Genomic DNA, 21,134 nt, shown 5'->3' with positions numbered 1-21,134 from the left:
TATTTTTCATGAAAAAGGGACTTTTTATTTTCTTACTCTTCGTTAGTTCAATTTCATTTTCTCAAATTTTAATTAAAGGAAATGTGTTTTCAGAAACTAATAAACCTCTAGAAGGAGCCTCTATTTACTTTAACAACACCACTGTTGGTACCATAACAAACTCTAAGGGTGAGTTTGAGTTAAAAATCAAAGAAGGAAACTATACATTAGTTATTTCTTTTTTAGGTTATAAAACAAAACAGCTTTTTATTACTCCTCAAAAAAAAGATGTAAGTATTAACATTAAACTTGAAGAAGACAGTAGTGTTTTAAACGAAGTTGTAATCAAGAAAACTGTTTACGATAAAAACTGGGAATATAATTTAGCACGCTTTAAACAAGCTTTTTTAGGGAGAACAAAACTTGCAAAAACCTGTAAAATTTTAAACGAAAAAGATTTACACTTTGATTATAACATAAAAACAAACACACTCACAGCATTTGCTAAAAAACCTCTTAAAATTAAACATCAAGGTTTAAGGTATTTAATTACTTATGATTTGATTGACTTTTCTCTAAAAAAACAACGGTTATTTTTTAGTGGTTTTGCACGTTATAAAAACCTACGAAAAAACATTAAAAGAAAATGGAAGCAAAATAGACTTGAAGCATACAATGGCTCTCAAATGCATTTTTTAAGAAGCCTAACTTCAAAAAGACTTAAAGAAGATGGCTTTATAGTTAATCAGTTTAAACGAGTTCAAAATCCAAATAGACCTTCTGAAGAAAAAATAAAAATAGCTAAAGAGCTCCTTAAACTTTATGGAAACTCCATTAATTTATCTAAGCAAATAACCGACCCAAAAACTGTATCTGACAGTATTATTGTTACTTTACAAAAAGCCAAACTCCCAAAGCATCAAGACTATTTATACAAGAAAAATATTCCTTACGAAGACATGATTGCTTACGATAGTAATACACCTTTTTTAAATTTTAAAAATTACTTAATGGTCATTTACACCAAAGAATCCGAAGAAGAAAATTATTTAATCGGAATGTTTGGAAAGCGAAAAAAAGCTAGTGGTGTACAAACCTCAAACATTGTTTTGTTAGAAGAAAATGCTCAAATAGATAAATCTGGAGTACTTATTAACCCTAATGCTATTTTTAATGAAGGGTACTGGGGCTTTGAAGCTTTTGCCAACATGTTACCTCTGGATTACAGAACTTCAGAAAGGAAATAATTTTCTAACTAAATAATTTCTATCAGCTTTTTTTAGAAAAAATTAACACATTTTAACATATAAAAAGTTTGCTAAGCCCTTACTTTTGTTTCCCCACAGTTATAAAAAATGAGCTTAAAGAAAAATAGCATATTTAGTAAAATCACCTCTTTGTCTTTGGTGGTTCTTCTTATGCTTCCTATTCTTATAAAAGCTACCCATCATCATGAAAATGAAGCACACCATCATAACTGTAAAGAAAAATCTACTCACTTACATGAATCGGTAAACGACCATTGTGATATTTGTTATTTTTCTTTTGCTTCTTTTGATGTCCCTACACAAAATTTCTCACAAGCTTTAGCTATTCTTCCTAGTAAGACAATAGTAGATAATTACAAGTCAATTATCTTACCTTCTTACCACTCTCTGAATAGAAAGCTTAGAGGACCTCCTACAAATTCTTAACATATTAATTTTAGAACATAATTAACTTTTTCTTGAATAAGAATAGTTGTGAATATGCATGTACATAAACCCAAAGCTAGGTTTATGGTGTAATTACCTACTCTTTCAATTGGTTAACACATTGTTCTATATTATTTAATCACTAGTTGAATACTTGCTATTCAACAGATACAATTCGTTTTTAATTCTATTTACAATGACAAAACAAAGCTTAGGTGCTTTATTTTGTGTATTGTTTCACGCAATTCTTTTTAGTCAGAATAACAATTCTGTTACTATTAAGGTAATTGATGGAACAACACAAAGTGAGTTACCCAATGCTCACGTGAGTATTGGTTCAAAGCACGCGTACACAAACACTAAAGGAAATAGTAGTTTTCACAAACTTTTAAACAAAGAGTATCTCTTAACTGTTACTCATGTTGGATATGTTACTTATCAAGAAAACATTTCTCCTATTACCTCAATAATAGTTATCCCTTTAACACAAGACAATTCAGTGTTAAATGAGGTGATTATTGCACAAAACCCTAAAAAAAAACTAACAAAGTTCTCCAGTAACACACAAAAGATTGATGTTAGTTTTTTAGAAAAAAACAGAGACAATAGTTTAATGCAAACTCTAAAAGATATACCAGGAGTTAGCACAATAACTATTGGTTCTGGGCAATCTAAACCCACTATTAGAGGTTTAGGGTTTAATAGAGTTGTTGTTGTTGAAAATGGTATAAAACACGAAGCACAACAATGGGGAGCCGACCATGGTTTAGAAATAGATCAATATAACATAGATAATATTGAGGTTACTAAAGGAGCAGCTTCTCTACTCTATGGTTCTGATGCAATCTCTGGGGTAATTAGCTTGAAAAATAACTTACTCCCTGATGTTAATTCTTTTTCAGGTGAACTAAACCTCACCAATAGAAGTAACAATGATTTTTATGGAGTGTCTTTAGGGGTTAAACAACGTTATAATCATTGGTATTACAAGGCAAGAATAACCCACGAAGATTACGGCGACTATAAAGTTCCTACTCAAAAAATCACGTACGATAATTACATTTTTGACTTGCATAAAAATTACTTACGTAACACAGCAGGATACAATCATAATGTTGGAGTTTCTATAGGTTATGTATCAGATAATATTAGCTCTATAACTTCTTTTAGTAATGTAAATTCTAAAAATGGTTTTTTCGCTAATGCACATGGTCTTGAAGTGAGAACTTCTAAAATAGATTACGATGCTGACAATAGAGATATTGATTTACCATATCATAAAGTCAATCATTTTAAAATAACGAATAATACCAGTTTTTTATTCCCCAATTACACGTTAGATGTTGAGCTTGGGCTTCAAAAAAATCATCGCGAAGAACACTCAGAGCCTGTTCCGCATGGTTATATGCCCAAGCCGCCATCTACAATGGAACGCTTGTTTAAGAAGAACACCTACAGTTTTAATGTAAAAAATCAATTACACTACTTTGAAAAGCATAAAGTTACCACAGGTATAAACTTAGAGTATCAAGATAATGCTATTGATGGCTGGGGATTTCTTATTCCTGAATATACTCGTTTTACAGTTGGGGCTTTTGTATACGATCAAATAAAACTTAACAACAATTTATATTTAGATGGTGGTGTACGCTACGATTATGGTGTAATAAAAACACAACCATATTACGAATGGTTTTTATCTCCAGTTACTAACGAAAACGGAAATACTACTCAGCAACAACTACAGCGTTCAGAAAGAAAGAATTTAACTTTCGGAAGTTTTAGTGCTTCAGCTGGATTAAGTTATGGAATAAAAAACACATCGTATAAAATAAATATAGGTAAGAGTTTTAGAATTCCACTGGCAAACGAATTGGCTTCAGACGGAGTAAATTATCACATGTATCGATATGAAGAAGGGAACCTTGATTTAGAGCCTGAAAGTTCTTATCAAATAGACGGAGAGTTTAAAGCAAACTTTAGTAAAGCTTCTATTCAAGTTACCCCTTTTGTTAATTATTTTGATAATTATATTTATTTAAGCCCAACCCCAGAGTATTACGAAACACTTCAGAAGTATCAATACAGTCAAAGTCGTGTTTTTAGATATGGTGGTGAAATTATGGCGCAATATGAACCTACTGATAAATTATCGATTACAGGTTCTTTAGAGTATGTAAAAGCAAGACAATTAAGTGGTAAAAAGAAAAACTTCACTCTTCCCTTTTCTCCTCCGTTAACAGGAGTTGTTTCACTTGAGTATACATTGAATCCTTGGTTAACTTTTGGCGACACTAAACTATTCTCAAGTGTACGATTGGTTTCGGATCAAAACAACATTGTACCTCCTGAAAAAACTACAAAAGGGTATTCTTTAATAAATATCGGTTTGCATACGAGTGTAGATCTTTTCTCTAAAAAACAACCTCTTAAAATTCAAGGGAGGTTAAATAACATTTTAAACAACAAAGTATTCGACCACACGAGTTTCTATAGACTTATAGAAGTTCCTGAGCCTGGAAGAAACTTTTCAATAACAATTATACAAACATTTTAATCATTTAATTTTTTTAATCATGAAAAACACATTTAAATCAGCAATCTTATTTTTTGTAAGCCTTTTAATTATTTCTTGTAGTGATGAAGATAACATACCAGAAACTTTTGATGAAAACATCAATACAGAACGCTTTAAAAGCATGGAATTAGGTAATTCTGATTTTGTTTTACCACAATCAAACGTAGATGTTCATATTGAATTTGACTACGAAGGAACTAGTAAGGTTTCTAAAATTTATTTTGATGTTGAAGCTTTTGATGTTCCAAAAGTCAAGACAGGTGAGTTAATTTGGGAATTAAATAATCATTTAGTTCCTGTTGATCGTTATGAAGGTCAATTAAACCCTCATATTCACTATCATGTATATTTTGATAAAGAGAACAAATACAATCCTTCTTTTACACCTGCTGAAGGAGTTTATAAGTTTAAAATTACAGTTGAACATGAAGACGGAACTAAAAGTGCCATTACTAAAAAGTTACACATTATTCAAAAGTTTAAAGACTTAGAAATTGGTGATAACAATTCAATCGCGTTTGGAAAAGATGAGTTACATACCGAATTTGAATATGTTTCTGGTAATAATACTGTTACTGAAATTAAATACGAATTTTGGTTCAAAGAATGGAGAGAAGGACAAAATGTTGAAGTTGGTAAGTGGGATAAGGTAATTTCTATTTTACCAAAAGAATTGTATGAAGGAGTTAAAAATCCACACATCCATTATCACTACGATTTAATTCCTGGGGCTCCTGTAGGAAGTTACTGGTTAAATATTTACGCTAAAGAAAGTGGTGAAAGCGAAACTGTTAAATTGTCTATTCCAATCGAAATAAAGTAATCATATCCCAAAAGGCTACTTGGTTTCTCAAGTAGTCTTTTACAATAACAAACTATTATGAAATTATTAAAAATAACGTGTGTTTTACTTCTCTTAACTATATTAAACATAAGCTGTAGTAGTGAATCAGAAGAGCCTGATACTGAAAAACCAACTATTACCATAAATTACAACGAAGGTTTTCCTAAGTCGTGTACTGTATTAGAAAAAGGTAAGGAATACACCATACGAGTAAAAGTATCTGATAACATTGCTTTAGCTACTTACGCTATAGACATTCATCATAACTTTGATCATCACACACATGATGACCAAGGCTCTAGTTGTGAGTTATCTCCTATAAAAGATCCTGTTTCACCTTTAATTTTTATGAAGAATTATACTATTGATAACAATCGTAAAGAATATGAGATAGTGCAAAACATTACAATTCCTACTGATATTGATTCTGGCGATTACCATTGTCAAATTTCTGTAATTGATGTTACTGGATGGCAAAGTAGAACCTCAGTAGATATTAAAATTGAATAAGCTCTATTTCTTATTTTTTTCTTCAATCCACTTGCTCATAAATTTTGTAGCCTGTAAGGTTTGATGTTGTAACAAACTTCCAAGAAAATTTTGTGTACGATGTATTTCAAGGTTTTCTTGGATTTCTTTTATTTTGTTTATAAAAGAAAAAGCTAATTTTTCTTTATCATATATCGAATTGATAATTGCAATCCCTTTTTGTTGAGACTTTTTCCAAAGAATATCATAAGTATACAGCTCTATAGCTTTGTTGGCAAACTTCTCAAAATCATCTTCTATAAATCCGTTCCAAGGTAAATTTCCATGCATGCCTTCTGCACCTATTGAACTAGTAACACTTGGAGTACCACATTCCATTGCTTCGGTTAATTTCCCTTTAATTCCAGCTCCAAAACGAATTGGCGCTAGCACTACTCTAGCACTTTTAACTACTTCGAGCGCATCTTCTGCAAAACCTTTTATAATAAATCCTTCTTTTGGTTTATGTAATTGCTGAATTTGTTGCGTAGCATAGGCTCCGTAAATATGTAATTCTGCTTCTGGTAATTGCTTTCTTATCGTTTTCCAAATTGTTTTTAATTGTAAAACAGCATCGACATTTGGAGCATGAAAAAAGTTACCTATAAACACAAAATGTTTTCGTTCTTCAAGTGACTTCCATTTTTTCACTACTTTTTCATCAATTGAACTCAATAAAAAAGGTAAATGATATAGTAAAGATTCATCAACTTTAAAAACGTCTTTCAATAACTGCATTTCATAAGTTGAAATAATCAAACTCATATCACAACGTAAAATAGCAGCGATTTCTCGTTTTGCTTCATCCGACTTCAACAATGCTTCTGTAGAAAATTGTTTTCCTTTTTTTAATTGTTGATGACGTGTTTTACGTAAAAAATGTAAATCTTCTGTATCTAAAACTCGTAAAGCTTTCGGGCAATGTTCAGCTACACGCCAACCAAATTGTTCTTCCATCATAAAACGATCGAACAACACAACATCAGGTTGTAGTTCTTTAATAAAATCATCAAAAGAACTTGAATTCAATTCAATCGATTTCTCCTCAACTCCCAACTCTGCTAAGTTTAAAGAGTTTTCAGTTTTTTGGGCAGGTGTTGCAAAAGTAATGGTATAGTTTTGGTTTTTAAAAACATTAAGTAACTGTAACATTCGGTTACCAGCTCCCGTAGTTTTTTCTATCCAAACATACCCAATTATTAAAAGTTGTTGCATTAATTTAGTTCGCTAGCTGCATTTTATAATCACCTTGTACACTTTTAGCCCAGTTAATTACTTGCTCAACTTCTTCTTTAGTTAAACGAGCATCGGCATGTGTCCAAGTATATGAATCTAACGGCATTTTTCCTTTTTCTACTTCCTCCCAAACTTCTTCCATTTTATGTTCTTTTCTTTTTAAGGAATAAGTAGCCCATTCAGAAAAATTTAATTCTTCTTTTCCATGATTTATATGATCAGCTAACCAATAGTTAACTGGTGTAATACTACTATACCAAGGATAACGAGTTGAATTACTGTGACAATCAAAACATGCTGTTTTTAATATTTTGTGCACCTGATCATTTGGTTTGGTTTCTTTTATAAAAGCTTCAACTGTAGTTATTTCTCCTTGATTTTTTTCTGGTTGAAAAAACTGCGCTATTACCAATAGTATTAATAAGAATCCTATAATTTTTTTGAAAATTTTCATACAACGAATTTAAGTTTTAAAGATATGAAAACTAAATTTATCGACAAATAATTGTATTTTTGTGCTTCATTATTTATGAAAAAATAAAACACAACTCATGAAATACGATTTAATCGTTATTGGTTCTGGTCCAGGAGGGTACATTGCTGCTATCAGAGCCGCTCAATTAGGTTCTAAAGTTGCTATCATTGAAAAATACTCGACTTTAGGTGGAACTTGTTTAAATGTTGGATGTATTCCTTCAAAAGCTTTATTAGATTCTTCACACCATTACTATGATGCTGTAAATCATTTTGAAGAGCACGGAATCTCTGTTGAGAAGCCTTCTTTTGACTTCGGAAAAATGGTAACTCGTAAAGCAAATGTAGTAGAAACTACTACTGGAGGTATCAAATATTTAATGGATAAAAACAATATTGAGGTTTACGAAGGTTTAGGTTCTTTTGAAGATGCTACACACGTAAAAATCACAAAAAATGATGGTACTGAAGAAGTAATCGAAGGTACTAACATTATAATAGCTACTGGTTCTAAACCATCTTCTTTACCTTTTATTACTATTGATAAAGAGCGTGTAATAACTTCTACTGAAGCGTTAAAACTTCCTGAAGTTCCTAAGCACTTATTAGTAATTGGTGGTGGTGTTATTGGGTTAGAATTGGGGTCGGTTTACAAGCGTTTAGGTGCTGATGTAACTGTTATCGAATTTATGCCTGCAATTACTCCTACTATGGATAAAGATGTTTCTAAAGAACTTACCAAAGTTTTAAAGAAACAAGGAATGAAAATCAATACTAGTCACGGGGTTACTTCTGTTGAAAGAAACGGCGACGAAGTAGTAGTGAAAGCTACCAATAAAAAAGGAGAAGAGGTTACTTTTACTGGTGATTACTGTTTAGTTTCAGTTGGTCGTCGTCCGTTTACTGAAGGATTAGCTTTAGAAAAAGCGGGTGTTAAAGTTACTGAAAGAGGAATGGTTGAAGTAAATGATCATTTACAAACTAACGTTTCTAACATTTATGCTATTGGTGATGTAGTTCGTGGAGCTATGTTAGCACATAAAGCAGAAGAAGAAGGTGTGGTTGTAGCTGAATATTTAGCTGGACAAAAACCTCATATTGACTATAACTTAATTCCTGGAATTGTTTATACATGGCCAGAAGTAGCGGCTGTTGGTAAAACTGAACAAGAATTAAAAGATGCTGGTGTTGATTACAAGTCTGGAAAATTCTCAATGCGTGCATTAGGTCGTTCTCGTGCGAGTGGAGATTTAGATGGATTTGTAAAAGTATTAGCTGATAAAAATACAGATGAAGTATTGGGAGTTCATATGGTAGGTGCTCGTGTTGCTGACTTAATTATGGAAGCAGCTGTAGCAATGGAATACAGAGCTTCTGCGGAAGATTTAGCGCGTATTTGTCATGGACACCCAACTTATTCTGAAGCTATAAAAGAAGCAGCGAAAGCAGCTTGGGATGGCATGCCTTTAAATGCTTAAACGTCATTGCGAAACTTTTTAAAAGTTAAAGCAATCTTTTCATACTTAAAAAGCAATCTCAAATGAGATTGCTTTTTTGTTTCTTTATATTTTTGTTTCCTTACTAGTAACCCAATCATTCACATTTAAGAGCTGTTTAATGGAGATTTCTTTTATTCATTTTTTTACACTTGTAGCTATTATTCATTGTTTTATACTTAGCTTAATCATTTTATGCTCTAAATTTTTTAAAAATAATACTAATAAATTTTTAAGCTTTACTTTATTAATAATAGCTATTGTAGGTATAAATAATTGGTTTTGGGATTTAAATAAAGATGCTTTAGTTATAAATATTATAGATTTAGGTCTTTGGCAATTTTTATATCCAGTTACCTACTTCTTTTTCTTTCATAAAGCCTCCAATCCAACAAATAAAAAATCATCTAAACTTACTTTTCTGTACCTTCCTTTTATAATTTTAAGTTTGCTAAATATTACAATATCTTTAGGTACAGTTTTTCATATATATAGCCTTGATATAGTAATCCCATTCTATTTCTATAAAGCCATAAGTTTTTTATCTATTATTTTCCCACTCCTTTTAGTTCTTATTTCTTATAAGTATACTTTTTCAGCAAAAAATAAGATAGGCGAACGGTGGCTAAAACACCTTTGGTTTTCTTTTTCTTTTATTCTAATTTATGGTATTATATTGGAAAGCTATCGTTTTATATATTCAGAAAAACTTCCTTTAACCCATCTATGGTCTACCATTTCTATACTAATTTATTGGTTAATTTATAAAGGTCTATATCAATTTAAATTATCTAACGATCAGTACGAAATTCGAACTATTTTAAAAAACACTCAGTCCAAAGACGTTTTTGTAAAAAAGAAAGAAAATACTCATTATCAAAAAATCGTTGAATTATTAGAAACAGAACATATTTATCGTAATCCTAATTTAAGTAGAAATTCACTTGCTGAACAACTTGAAATTAGCAATAGTTATCTTTCACAAATTATAAAAAGTAACACCTCTAAAAACTTTTCTGAATTAATTAATTCCTACAGGATAAAAGAAGCCAAAGAAATGCTTAAAAACCCTTTATTTAATGATTATAGTTTACTGTCGATAGGATTAGAGTGTGGATTTAATTCTAAAACTTCTTTTTATGTAAATTTTAAAAAGGAAACTAACTTAACTCCCAAGCAGTACAGAAATCAATAAGTTCTATTTTCTCAAGTGTAAACAAAACGGAACTCTTTAAAATTCTAGTTACATACGTTTGCTTCATTAATATTAAACATCAAATATTTATGAAAAAATTAAAACGTTATTTGTTTGTATTGTTCATTCTAGTATTTTTTAAAACTAACTCACAGTCTAAAGTATTTTCCTTTGAAAGTGTAAATGTAATACCTATGAATACAGACACAATTCTTAGAAATCAGCGAGTACTAATTACTAACAATAGAATACTGAAAATAGAATCTGCTTCAAAAAAATCTAATATTTCTAGAGATGTTATTATTCCAGCATCTGGTAAGTATTTAATGCCTGGGTTGGTTGAAACTCATTTTCATCAACAAAACAATATCAAAAATGAGTTTAAACTCTTAATTGCTAATGGAATTACTACTGCTAGAAATATGGCAGAATATGATGGGCAAGATCATATCAAAATTAGAGAACTTGCTCGCAAAAACAGTTTTTTATCCCCTCATTATTACACTGCAGGTCCTTACCTAACCCAAAAGCATTTAAATAGTTTAAGAGCTGTAGAAGATGTAATCGCTCATCATAGAGAAAAGGGATATGATTATTTAAAAGTAGCTGATAATTTACCTAAAACCGTTTATCTTAAATTATTAGAATTAGCAAAAAAAGAAAGTATCGATGTTATAGGTCATGGTCAACGAAATATGCCTTTAGAGTTTTCTCTTAGAATAAAATCTATAGCCCATGTAGAAGAGTTCATGAATATTTTTAGTAAAGATCAAAATACATCTATTTCATTCTTACATAAAGCTGCTAAAGAAATTAAAACTAGTGGAATATATGTTTCGCCTACTCTTGGTATTTTTGAAATGATTAGTAAATACGCTGATAATGAAAAACATCAAAAACTCATAAATGATGAAAACATAAAATATTTACCTAAGCATTATTCAGGTTATTGGAAATCAAATAAAATTAATTACAGAAAGTTAGATTGGTTTACAACTACAAAATCTTTAAATCGTCTAGAAGGAGAGTTGAAATGGCAAAAAAAGTTTACTTCAATATTACATTCTCATAAAGTACCTCTAATGGCTGGTAGTGATACCTATGGTTTATTTATTCCTGGTTTTTCTCTTCACCATGAATTAGAATTAATGAATAGTGCTGGTCTTAGTGCATATGAAACACTTAAATCTGCAACTGTTACTCCTGCTAGATATTTAAATACTATATCTCAAAGTGGTACTATAACAGAAGGTAAACTTGCTGATATTGTTTTGTTAGAAAAAAACCCTTTAGAAAATATCAAAAACACAAGAACTATTTTGGGAGTCTTTGTAAAAGGTAAATGGCTGGATAGAAATAGCCTTGATCAAATTTTATTAGATGTTGAGAAAGCCAATAAATAAAGTTACCTCAGAGCTTTAATTAAAATAAAAATCCCGAACTAAATAGCTCGGGATTTTTTATCTCTACATCTACGCACTTCTAAAATTAAACATACCCTAACTATTAAGTTAAAATTTTACATATATTTATCTTAATTAATTTATTAAACCCTTCAAAATGAAATTAAAACTATTAAAATTACTAGTAGTTCTACTCACTACGTTTACTGTTAACTCTCAAAATTTTATTGAAAAGCAGCTCCCTACTCCTCAAAATTTAAGTTCTTTTTTTATTGGACCTCTTCTCAAATCAACTATTCACTATGGTGCTAAACCTAATAATTACAATGGTGAAATTCTTGTTTTTAATCATGGATACATTGACTTAAATCAGCTGTTTTTCACCAACAACACTTTTTATCAAGAGGCTTATAACAGCGGATATCAAGTGGTTTTTGTAGCTACAACTAGAGGAGAAGGTATGTGGAAAAATGGAGAATTATTAGCGGAAGCCATAGATAAAGTTACACTAAAGTATAATGTAAATGATATATACTTAATAGCTCATAGTAACGGAGGAAAAGCAGCTGAAGTTGCTATGTTTACCCATAACAAAAAAGACAAAATTAAACGTGTGTTTGCCTTGGGGACTCCTTATTGGGGCACTTATTTAGCTGATTTATCACAACAATGGTGGTTTAATTGGATATGGAAACAAACTGGTTTAAATGGCGGTGCTGCAACCTCTACAACATATTATTGCAGAGATGTTGTCAGACCTTATTTTGATAATCTTGTAAACAACCAACCAGAAAAATTTCACATCATAGGAGGGTCTGGTTTTGCTAGTGGTCATACCATACTAGCTCCATTGATGTTTACTAGTGGTACTATATTATACTTAAATCAAGGTACTAATGATGGTGTTGCTCCTTACAATAGCACATTAAGACCTGGTGCTACTTATTTGTTTTCTAAACATGAAGCAAAGCTAGATCATGTGGATGTTGCTCTTGGACAATACGTTTGGAAATATATAGCTCCCTTATTAAATAACAATCCTAATAAAACACAAAAAAATAAACAAGATTATCAACAACCAAACAAAATAGTTAGTGATTATCAAATTATTAACTCAGAGAATAAGTATGATAATATCCGATTGGACAAAGGTAGTTCTAAAGCTTTGATTAAAGTATACAAGCCTAATACCAAAACAGACTTTACCTTAACAAGTAATTCCGGTATACTAACACCTTTAACATACAAAAACAAACCTAATTTCAATACTAATAAGTTTTATCATGAATATTTATTAAACATCAATAATAATGACGTTACACAATTAATTTCTAATTCTGAACATGTTGCCTTTGTACATCAACCAAAAGGTGTTAAAATGATTTTAAAAACACTAAAGAAAGAAAACAAGCTTACTATATCTTTTACTAAATATATTCAAGTTAATGATATTAGTATTGATATTATTATTTCTAAAAATTCAGATTTATTTGGTAAACCTGTTAATGGTGATATTGAAATCTATTCTCCAAAATATAATACAGTAAACAGAAGCTTTACATTGGATCTTTCCCTTTTTGATAAAGGTGTATACAGCATTCATATAACTGCAACTCATAAACATTTTAAAAGATCTTTAGTTTCAGGTTTCACTGTAGGGTCACTGAATACTAAAAATCTAAAAGATGAAAATTTATCTTGGGAAAAATCATTAAATATCATACTAAAATCTAATATAGTTAAAGATTTTATTGAGTTTAAAAATCTTACTCATGAAGATTATTACAATACCTCCGTAAAACTTTACAACATTAATGGTCAATTGATACAGAATAATACTCTAAAAAATAATAAAATTAATGTAAGTAACCTTGATAGTGGTTTTTATATCGCTATTTTATATAAAAGCGGAAAGACTAAAAGTTTTAAATTGATAAAACAATAAAAGAAACTTAAACCTAAAAAAAAACCGAACTTTAAAGTTCGGTTTTTTTTATTGTATGACATTATTCCTTATTGAATTCCATAAAAAGAACTCATGTTATCTTCAATATCAGACGCTTTTTTAACCGCCTCATACATTTGGAATGTTTTATTCTTTCTTTCGTTTACAATACGCTTTCTGTAAGTATCGTAATTAGGTAACGCTGTTGGTAATTCTTTCTTTTCAACAACAAAAGCAAATACTCCTTTATCACCTACTACATTTTTAACTACTTCGTTTTCTTTTGCGTTAATCATTGCTCCTACTACTTTAGGTTCGAAACCAACACCTGAAATAGTTGGTGATTGTAAATTTACATCAGTAGCAGCTCTTACTGTTTGACTTGTTGACTTAGCAATTTCATCTAATGTTGAACCACTAATTTTATCTTCAATCATTTTTGCTTTGCGCTTATTTGTTAAGATAGGACGTACACTTGCAGTTGCTTTATCAACAGGCATTAAACCTTTTACCGTTTTAGCAGTTAATACAGCTACTACATATCCTCCTTCAATATCAAAACGTTTAAAACCTCCTTCGTTTACTTCTTTATCAAATGCCCAAGTAATGATTTGTCTTTCATTTCCTAAACCTGGTACATTTTCATCTAATGATTTTAATCCAACAGCAGGCAAAGAACTTAAGTTCTTTTCTTTTACAGCTTCATCAAAAGCTTTTCCATTTGCTAACTCTAAAGCAAATGTTTCTGCGTTTTGAAATACTGCATTTTCTGTTTCTTCTGAAGCTTCAATCTTACGTCCAAAAGTAGCTAACTTCACTACTGGTTGAAAGTTCTTTTGTCCGTCTATTTTTATTACGTGAAATCCAAATTGAGATTTTACAACTCCCATATCTCCTTCTTTTCCTTCAAAAACAAAGTCTCTAAACGAAGGTACCATTCTGTTGTAAGCAAACCAATCGTAGAATCCTCCTTTTTCAGCAGAACCTTGATCTGATGACATTTCTTTAGCTAAATCTGCAAACTTAGATTTATCAGCCTTTACAACTGCTAATAAACTATCTGCTGTTTTCTTAGCTTCTTCCTCTGTTTGAACAACTGTTGCATCGGCACTAGCAGAACCTACAAAAGGAATTAAAATATGACTTGCTTGTGCAGAGTCTGGTAATTGCTTTACCTCAGTAATTTTAGATAACTTAAAGAATCCTGCATCTTTATATGGTCCAAAAACGTCTCCTTCTTTACCGTTGAATACTTCTTCAGCAATTACTTGAGGAACTTGAATTTTAAACTTGTAATTATTATCTAGTCTTAAATCAGATTCATTTTCTTCTAAAAACACACTGTAGTCTGTAGTGTTTTTTAACCCCTTAACAGGTGTGTTATTCACAACTGAATCTTCAATTAACTTCGCTATATTAGCTTTCATAGCTTCTTCATCTTCTGATGTTGGCTCGATATTAAATTTTACAAAGTTAATATCTCTTGAGGCTTCAACTTGAAAAGCATCTTGATGTTTGTTTATATAATCTTGAACATCACTTTTCTTTAAGGTCACTAAACTATCTGCAATTGTAGTGTAAGGTACATATACATATTTACCAGACACTTTAGTGTTTTCTGATAAATACCTAGACTCTCCTTCTTTTAATGAAGCACCTAAACCAGCAGCAACTAAATTATCGTATGTTGTTTTTTCTATATTACTTTTTATAGAAGCCATATATTTTTGCCAAGCTCCCCATTCTTGCCCATTTTCTTCTTTAATGGTAGCTAAATGCTCTTTTAACTTATTTTTATCGAAAATACCAGAAGTTTGAAATCTAGCATCATTTTGAATAACTGGAGTTTCGTATAATGCATTTAAAATGTCTGCATCACCAACTGTAATTCCTGCTTCTTCTAACTGCTTTTTGTATATTTTTTGACGGATTAAGTTATTCCATACTGCTTTTGCAGCTTGCATTTCAGACATGTTATTTCCTGTCTGTGCTTTGTAAGCATCCAGAGCTTCAGCAAACTCTTGACGAGAAATTGCTTCGCCATTAACTTCACCTATTTCATTTACTTTACTTGCACTAAAAAAGTCTGATATTGTAGAAGGGTCTAATACAAAAGCAAAAAGTGCTAAACCAATTACAAGAATTAAGAACATTGAACGTTCTCTAATTTTCGATAAAATTGCCATACGTCATTTATTTTATTAACAGTGTGCGAAAATACAATTTCACATTAAATAATGCAATGTTTTTTTATGCTGTTTTTGAGGGAGTTCTCTCAGGAAAAGGAGGAAAGTTAATCTTCTTTATGAATTACTTTAAAATATATATCATCAATCTTAGTTGCACTTACTTTTAATATTTTAATTTGAAAGTTTTCTATACGTAATATTTCGTCTTGTAGTGGTATTGTTTCTGTATGGTTTAAAATAAAGCCTCCTATTGTTTCGTATGCCTCTTCTTTTGGAATACCTAGATTGTATTCTTCATTTAGGTAATCAACCTCTAAACGAGCCGAAAAATTAAATTCATTTTCACTAATTCTTTCTTCTAATAGTTGCTGATTATCGTGTTCATCTTCAATCTCTCCAAATAGTTCTTCAACAATATCTTCAACCGTGATAATGCCTGAAGTACCTCCATATTCATCAACTACAACTGCAATGCTTTTGCGTTTTTTTATTAAGTTATTAAGCACATCGTTAATAATCATAGACTCTGGCACAAATTCTACAGGTAATAAAATTGATTTGATAGTACGTGGTTTTTTAAAAAGCTCAAAGGCGTTTACATAACCTAAAATATCATCTAACGAATTTTTATAAACCAAGATTTTTGATAAGCCAGTAGTAATGAATATTTTTTTAAGGTTGCTTACTGTCTCATGTAAATCTACAGCAATTATTTCTGTTCTTGGCACCATAATTTCACGAGATTTTACTTTGTGAAACTCTAAAGCATTTTGAAAAATTTGAATTTCAGAATCTACCGCTTCTTCATCATTTCCAGCATCTAATTGTTCCGATATATAATTACCAAGCTCCTCTTTACTAAATTCTGTTTGAACTTCATCTTCTTTTGTTCGGAAAAAAACATGCAAGCAAAAATCTGAAATTTTAGTAATTACCCATGTAACACCGTAAAAGATAACATAAAAAACATAGGCTGGTATAGCAAAAAACTTAAGCATCTCATTTGCATAAATTCTAAAAATAGCCTTTGGTAAAAACTCTGCGGTTACCAAAATAATTACTGTTGAGATGAGTGTTTGCGTTAGTAAGCTTATATCAGACAACACATAGTTTACAACTGTATAACCGGAGGGTAAAAAAGATTGAAACCACCTCATTAACATCTCACCCATAAAATAACTATAAATAACCAAAGCTACGTTATTACCTACCAACATAGTGGTGATAAACTTTGAGGATTTCCCAGTTAACTTCGTTAAGATTTTAGAAAGTATTCCATCTCCTTTTTTCTCTAATTCTATATGAAGTTTATTGGCTGAAATAAAGGCTATTTCCATACCAGAGAAAAAGGCTGAAAATAAAATAGAAGTAAGAATAATTAAGAGTTCGGGTTGCATTAACGTTCTTTGTTTCTTTTTTCTACTTTTCTTCTAAAATGTCGTTTAAAGAAGAAAATTAATATGATAAAGATAGCAAATCCAAACATAATAAACGCTTCTTGTCTATCAGAATTCCATTTTAAGATTCCCTCAACAAAAAAGATTACCCCTATAACTAAGTATCCGTATTGTAAATATTTCCAAAGTGCGTTCATTATATATCTTTTTGTGTTGTTTCTATATCTCCTGTGATATCTTTAGCTATCCATTTAGTTAAGTCTTCACTTGACTCAAACCCAAAGCCATTAATTACAGATTCTGGAGTTGTAAATCGGAAACCATCTTCTGTAAAGAAGTAATGTTCATTTTGGTCCCAAAATAACTGGTTGGTTTCTAGTTTTGATTGATTTGAATGATTGGTAATTACCACATTTCCTCTAATCTCTGATATTTTTGTTTTATTGTAGGTTAATGCATAATTACCTGAGATTGTTGTTGAGTCTGTCCCTGTCTTATCTATTGTAACAATTTCAATTCCTTTAGGAAACTCGCTATATGGGTGTTCTTTTCTGTTTGAATAATCATAAAAAATAGCTGCTTTTGTTTTTGAACTTATTCTCCCTGAATCTTTATGAACGTGATAAATATTTACTGCCGAACCTACTGGTAAGTTTTTATCAGCTAGAAAGTCTCGTACTTCTTTTTTAGAGTTGGTACAAGAAAAAAACATTGCCACCAAACAAATGGTAGCAATGCTATTGTATATATGTTTTGCTCTTTTAAGCATTAAATTCTATTAAGGTACACGAACAGTTTCTCCAATCCAACATCCTACTCTATAACTACCTCCTGAAGACATCCCTTTTTGGAATATTAACTTTTTAGATGGTACGTTCTTTTTGTAACTAGAAATATATCTTCCTGCTCCACATCCTGGGTCTACTTTTTTAGCTTTTAAAGCTTTATTTAAAGCTGCTACGTATACCATTCTTTTTTCGAACTCATCGCTACCACAAGAGTTTGCACTTCTTTGGTATAAACTTGCTATGAATAAATATGCTTTCCCCATATTAGGATTATACTTTAATGCTTCATAAGCTAAAGCTCGAGCTCTACTTCCCCCAGCATTTTGTGCTTCTCTTAACTTATATTTAGCCTTTTTAAATGGATCTGTCTCTAAGTCAAATGCCTTCTTTCTCATTTCAGCAGCTCCACCATTGTCTCCATTTTTAGCTAAAACACCAGCTAAGAAGTTATATGCATCTGCAGATTGTGTAACCTTAGCATATTCATTTGCTAATTTTTCAAACAAAGGATCTGTTTGACACTCTTTGTTATACATTCTCGATACTGCTCTTTTTAACCAAACACCATCTGTTTTATTTTGTTCGAAATCTCTAGAGTAAATAGGTATTAATCTTTCACATGTTGCTATTTTAGAGATTTTTGCATCTAAACCTCCTTCAACTTTACCTAACAACCCTGAGTTAATCGTATAAGCTCTTAAGTTTCTTTTCTCTCTAGAAGTAATTGTTCCTACAGAATCTTTCTCTTGTAATTTTGCAATCTTCTTACTGTAGTCTTCTAATTTTTCTTCTACAGATTCCATTACATCATCATAGGTATCAAAAACTTTTTGAGGATTAGAGTCTTGATACTTATCCGATATCATTTGGAAATACAAAAAGATATTTTTTACTCCCATATCTTTTGGAGAAATATCATAAGCCTTCTTTAGGATTTCAAAAACTTCATCATCTGACGCCAATTTGTTTTCAATTAAAAAATCTGCATAATCACTATGTGCTTTAGCAGGGTCTTTATCTGGAAAATTAGCTAACCTAGTTTCATATACTTTCTTAGCTAAAACTGGGTCTTTTAAGTTTTCAGCAACCTTAGCTCCATATTTATAAATATTAACAGATAATGTAGCACAATTATCTAATAAGTATTCTAAATTAGGTTTTGCTTGAGTATACTTCTTTGTAGTAGCATCTCCTTTAAAAAGATTATACTTGATATGACACTCTTGGCTTGCTTGCGCTTTCGCTCCATTTACGGCTACAAACAAAAATAATCCTGTTAGTAAATACGTAATTTTTTTCATCGTTCTCAGTTTTTGTTAATCTATTTGTTTTTTTTGGAACCAATTAATACTGTTCAAAGATAAACTTAGTCTTACATTAAAGTAGTTTTCTTTTATTAAGTTATTGTTAGTCGTTCCTCTTTGCCCGTACTCAAACCCTACATTTACGTTTGATAATTGTCTCGGTAATGGCAATCCTAATCCAACATTTATGCCAAAGTCTTTTACAGCAGTGAAATTATCAGTAGTTTTCACTAATAAACCTGTGTCTTCAAAACGCAAACCTGCTCTATAGGTCACTCTATCCCAATAACTTGATATTGAATTTATTTTCGGGATGTAGTATCCTCCTATCGCAAACTTACTTGAATCATCATACTTATGAGATGATCCATCAGCTATAAAAACACTATTGCTTCCTAAAGCACTTTGAAATTCTTGGTTAATTCCTACATACCACTTATTTTCTTTTCCTAGACCAAAACCATAAATACTTTTCAAAGGTGCATTTATGTTTCCGTCTAAAGACCTATTAAATAATTCGCTTCTTGGAACTTCTTGTCCTGAGTTACTAAATGACAATGAGTACATTTTCTCAGCCCCTTTTGCAGATAAATCTGTAGACATGGTAAATGATGCCCCTGTAGATAATTGTAATTTATTTTTTAATTCTGTTTTGTATTGTAAACCTAGCTTAAACTGTCCTCCTCTAACATTGAAAGATTCCTCATGTTTAGTTGCTAATGCTACATCTGCTCTTCGATTTAAAACGCTATTATCTATGTTTCCAAAAATAAAACCAGCTTCTGCACCGATAGACAAGCCTTTATAAACATACATACCAAAACTTGCATATATTTTGTTAGCTCCTCCTTCTCCAGTAAACAAAGTAACGTCATCAGCGTTAGCATCATCTAACAAAGAATACCCCACAGATGAAAAAGGTTGTAAACCAACAGATAAACCTGCTTTTTTTCCAACTGGAAAACCTAATGAAATGTACCTTAAACTTGTTGAATTTCCTGTTTGAGAAGCATCTTGTTCTTTAACAGTTAAAAAAGTTAAGCTACCTCCTATAGCATAAGTTGCAGCTCTTAAATCAGCGTTCGACGCTGGGTTTGTAAAATTTAGGTGATGATAATCTTTCATTGCAACACCAATACCTCCCATAGAAGCTTGTTCTACTGTTACTGCCTCAAAACTTTCACCTATACCAAAATAAGAATATGGCGAAGCACTATTTCTTTGTGCTAATATTGTTGACGTAGTTAGTATAAAAACTCCTAATATAAATCTCTTAATCATTCGCTAAATTGTGTATCAAAATAGTATGTAACCCCTCCAAAACAAAATTTGGATGGGCAAATATGACACTTTTTAATTGTTTTGACAAAAAATATGTATCCCCTCCTGTTAAAACTACTGTTAAATCTGGATATTTTTTTTGATATTGTGCTATAATTCCACCTATTTCATTAGAAACTCCATTGATAACTCCTGAATGGATTGAACTTTTTGTATCAACCCCAATAAAGTTTTCTACTTCCTCCATTTCTAGTAACGGTAATTTAGAGGTAAAAGTGTGTAATGCCTTATACCTCATAGCTACTCCTGGTGAAATAGCACCTCCTAAGTATTCCCCTTCATTAGTGATAAAATCATACGTTATACATGTACCTGCATCTAACACCAATACATTTTTATTTGGAAAAATATTTATAGCTGCTGATGCTAATGCTATTCTATCAACTCCTAATGTTTTTGGCGTTTTATATAAATTTTCAAATGGAACTTTTGTGTTTGAATCCAAAAAAACTGGATTCAAAAGTTCTGCTATTTTTTGCTTTTCTTCTTCTGTTAAATTAGCTACTGAAGATATAATACTATTAGAAATTGAGAATTTTGAAATTATTTTTTTTAGCTCCAAAACTATATTTACTTTCTCAAAAATAAATACTTCCTTAATAGTATCTATTTCAAAAACAGCCATTTTAACTCTTGTATTTCCAACATCAATAATTAGATACATATTTCTTTTCTTAGAGCTTGTAAATTTACGGTACATTTTTTTAAAGTTTTTACTTTGTATAATTAAAAAACGATTGTAT

The 21,134-nt window shown here is 30.8% G+C and carries 18 protein-coding genes; 9 read left to right on the top strand and 9 right to left on the bottom strand.

The window, feature by feature from the left end; genetic code table 11:
• Positions 1 to 8 precede the first annotated feature (8 nt).
• The 5 genes from ACQYZ7_RS05960 to ACQYZ7_RS05940 all read left to right on the top strand — a co-directional run bounded on the left by ACQYZ7_RS05960 (position 9) and on the right by ACQYZ7_RS05940 (position 5,605).
• On the top strand, positions 9 to 1,226 hold the full coding sequence (locus ACQYZ7_RS05960; protein ID WP_430728842.1) for a carboxypeptidase-like regulatory domain-containing protein: 1,218 nt from the start codon (positions 9 to 11) through the stop codon (positions 1,224 to 1,226).
• A gap of 108 nt (positions 1,227 to 1,334) precedes the next feature.
• Complete coding sequence (locus ACQYZ7_RS05955; RefSeq protein ID WP_430728841.1) at positions 1,335 to 1,673, top strand: hypothetical protein; 339 nt, start codon at positions 1,335 to 1,337, stop codon at positions 1,671 to 1,673.
• Positions 1,674 to 1,869: 196 nt separating this feature from the next.
• Positions 1,870 to 4,230 carry a TonB-dependent receptor domain-containing protein gene (locus ACQYZ7_RS05950; RefSeq protein ID WP_430728840.1) on the top strand — a complete coding sequence of 787 codons (2,361 nt, stop codon included), beginning with the start codon at positions 1,870 to 1,872 and terminating at the stop codon, positions 4,228 to 4,230.
• 19 nt (positions 4,231 to 4,249) lie between these two features.
• A complete protein-coding gene (locus ACQYZ7_RS05945; RefSeq protein WP_430728839.1) occupies positions 4,250 to 5,074 on the top strand; it encodes a hypothetical protein in 825 nt (274 codons plus the stop codon).
• Positions 5,075 to 5,131: 57 nt separating this feature from the next.
• On the top strand, positions 5,132 to 5,605 hold the full coding sequence (locus ACQYZ7_RS05940; protein WP_430728838.1) for a DUF4625 domain-containing protein: 474 nt from the start codon (positions 5,132 to 5,134) through the stop codon (positions 5,603 to 5,605).
• Positions 5,606 to 5,608: 3 nt separating this feature from the next.
• On the opposite strand, the gene ACQYZ7_RS05935 is transcribed toward ACQYZ7_RS05940, so the two are convergent.
• Together ACQYZ7_RS05935 and ACQYZ7_RS05930 are read right to left on the bottom strand one after the other, a co-directional pair.
• The gene (locus tag ACQYZ7_RS05935) at positions 5,609 to 6,838 is read right to left on the bottom strand and encodes a glycosyltransferase (RefSeq protein ID WP_430728837.1); all 1,230 of its coding nucleotides are present in this window, start codon (positions 6,836 to 6,838) and stop codon (positions 5,609 to 5,611) included.
• A gap of 4 nt (positions 6,839 to 6,842) precedes the next feature.
• Entirely contained in the window at positions 6,843 to 7,313 is a 471-nt protein-coding gene (locus tag ACQYZ7_RS05930) for a heme-binding domain-containing protein (RefSeq protein ID WP_430728836.1), read from the bottom strand.
• A 97-nt stretch (positions 7,314 to 7,410) separates the two neighbouring features.
• Here ACQYZ7_RS05930 and lpdA point away from each other — a divergent pair, with 97 nt between their 5' ends.
• The 4 genes from lpdA (at position 7,411) to ACQYZ7_RS05910 (ending at position 13,372) form a co-directional block, all read left to right on the top strand.
• Positions 7,411 to 8,811, top strand: coding sequence for a dihydrolipoyl dehydrogenase (gene lpdA / locus ACQYZ7_RS05925; protein ID WP_430728835.1), 1,401 nt, complete (start codon positions 7,411 to 7,413; stop codon positions 8,809 to 8,811).
• A 139-nt stretch (positions 8,812 to 8,950) separates the two neighbouring features.
• Positions 8,951 to 10,024 carry a helix-turn-helix domain-containing protein gene (locus tag ACQYZ7_RS05920; RefSeq protein ID WP_430728834.1) on the top strand — a complete coding sequence of 358 codons (1,074 nt, stop codon included), beginning with the start codon at positions 8,951 to 8,953 and terminating at the stop codon, positions 10,022 to 10,024.
• 194 nt (positions 10,025 to 10,218) lie between these two features.
• Positions 10,219 to 11,427 (top strand): amidohydrolase family protein, encoded by a 1,209-nt coding sequence (locus ACQYZ7_RS05915; protein ID WP_430728833.1) that lies wholly within the window; start codon positions 10,219 to 10,221, stop codon positions 11,425 to 11,427.
• Positions 11,428 to 11,584: 157 nt separating this feature from the next.
• Complete coding sequence (locus ACQYZ7_RS05910; protein WP_430728832.1) at positions 11,585 to 13,372, top strand: T9SS type A sorting domain-containing protein; 1,788 nt, start codon at positions 11,585 to 11,587, stop codon at positions 13,370 to 13,372.
• 68 nt (positions 13,373 to 13,440) lie between these two features.
• Here ACQYZ7_RS05910 and ACQYZ7_RS05905 read toward each other — a convergent pair whose 3' ends face one another.
• The 7 genes from ACQYZ7_RS05905 to ACQYZ7_RS05875 all read right to left on the bottom strand — a co-directional run bounded on the left by ACQYZ7_RS05905 (position 13,441) and on the right by ACQYZ7_RS05875 (position 21,091).
• On the bottom strand, positions 13,441 to 15,558 hold the full coding sequence (locus ACQYZ7_RS05905) for a peptidylprolyl isomerase (protein WP_430728831.1): 2,118 nt from the start codon (positions 15,556 to 15,558) through the stop codon (positions 13,441 to 13,443).
• A gap of 107 nt (positions 15,559 to 15,665) precedes the next feature.
• On the bottom strand, positions 15,666 to 16,958 hold the full coding sequence (locus ACQYZ7_RS05900; protein ID WP_430728830.1) for a hemolysin family protein: 1,293 nt from the start codon (positions 16,956 to 16,958) through the stop codon (positions 15,666 to 15,668).
• Positions 16,958 to 17,155: a hypothetical protein gene (locus ACQYZ7_RS05895; RefSeq protein WP_099215922.1), complete on the bottom strand. Its 198-nt coding sequence runs from the start codon at positions 17,153 to 17,155 to the stop codon at positions 16,958 to 16,960. Before ACQYZ7_RS05895 ends, ACQYZ7_RS05900 begins: the two co-directional genes overlap by 1 nt.
• Entirely contained in the window at positions 17,155 to 17,727 is a 573-nt protein-coding gene (lptC, locus tag ACQYZ7_RS05890) for an LPS export ABC transporter periplasmic protein LptC (protein ID WP_430728829.1), read from the bottom strand. Before lptC ends, ACQYZ7_RS05895 begins: the two co-directional genes overlap by 1 nt.
• 9 nt (positions 17,728 to 17,736) lie before the next feature.
• Positions 17,737 to 19,047, bottom strand: a complete 1,311-nt coding sequence (locus tag ACQYZ7_RS05885; RefSeq protein ID WP_430728828.1) for a hypothetical protein — start codon at positions 19,045 to 19,047, stop codon at positions 17,737 to 17,739.
• A gap of 15 nt (positions 19,048 to 19,062) precedes the next feature.
• Positions 19,063 to 20,331: a hypothetical protein gene (locus ACQYZ7_RS05880; protein ID WP_430728827.1), complete on the bottom strand. Its 1,269-nt coding sequence runs from the start codon at positions 20,329 to 20,331 to the stop codon at positions 19,063 to 19,065.
• On the bottom strand, positions 20,324 to 21,091 hold the full coding sequence (locus ACQYZ7_RS05875; protein ID WP_430728826.1) for a type III pantothenate kinase: 768 nt from the start codon (positions 21,089 to 21,091) through the stop codon (positions 20,324 to 20,326). Before ACQYZ7_RS05875 ends, ACQYZ7_RS05880 begins: the two co-directional genes overlap by 8 nt.
• Positions 21,092 to 21,134: the final 43 nt, after the last annotated feature.

The organism is Tenacibaculum sp. SDUM215027, from assembly GCF_050566205.1.
In the GTDB taxonomy this organism is placed as follows: Bacteria; Bacteroidota; Bacteroidia; order Flavobacteriales; family Flavobacteriaceae; genus Polaribacter.
This window is presented reverse-complemented; position numbering and strand designations above follow the sequence as displayed.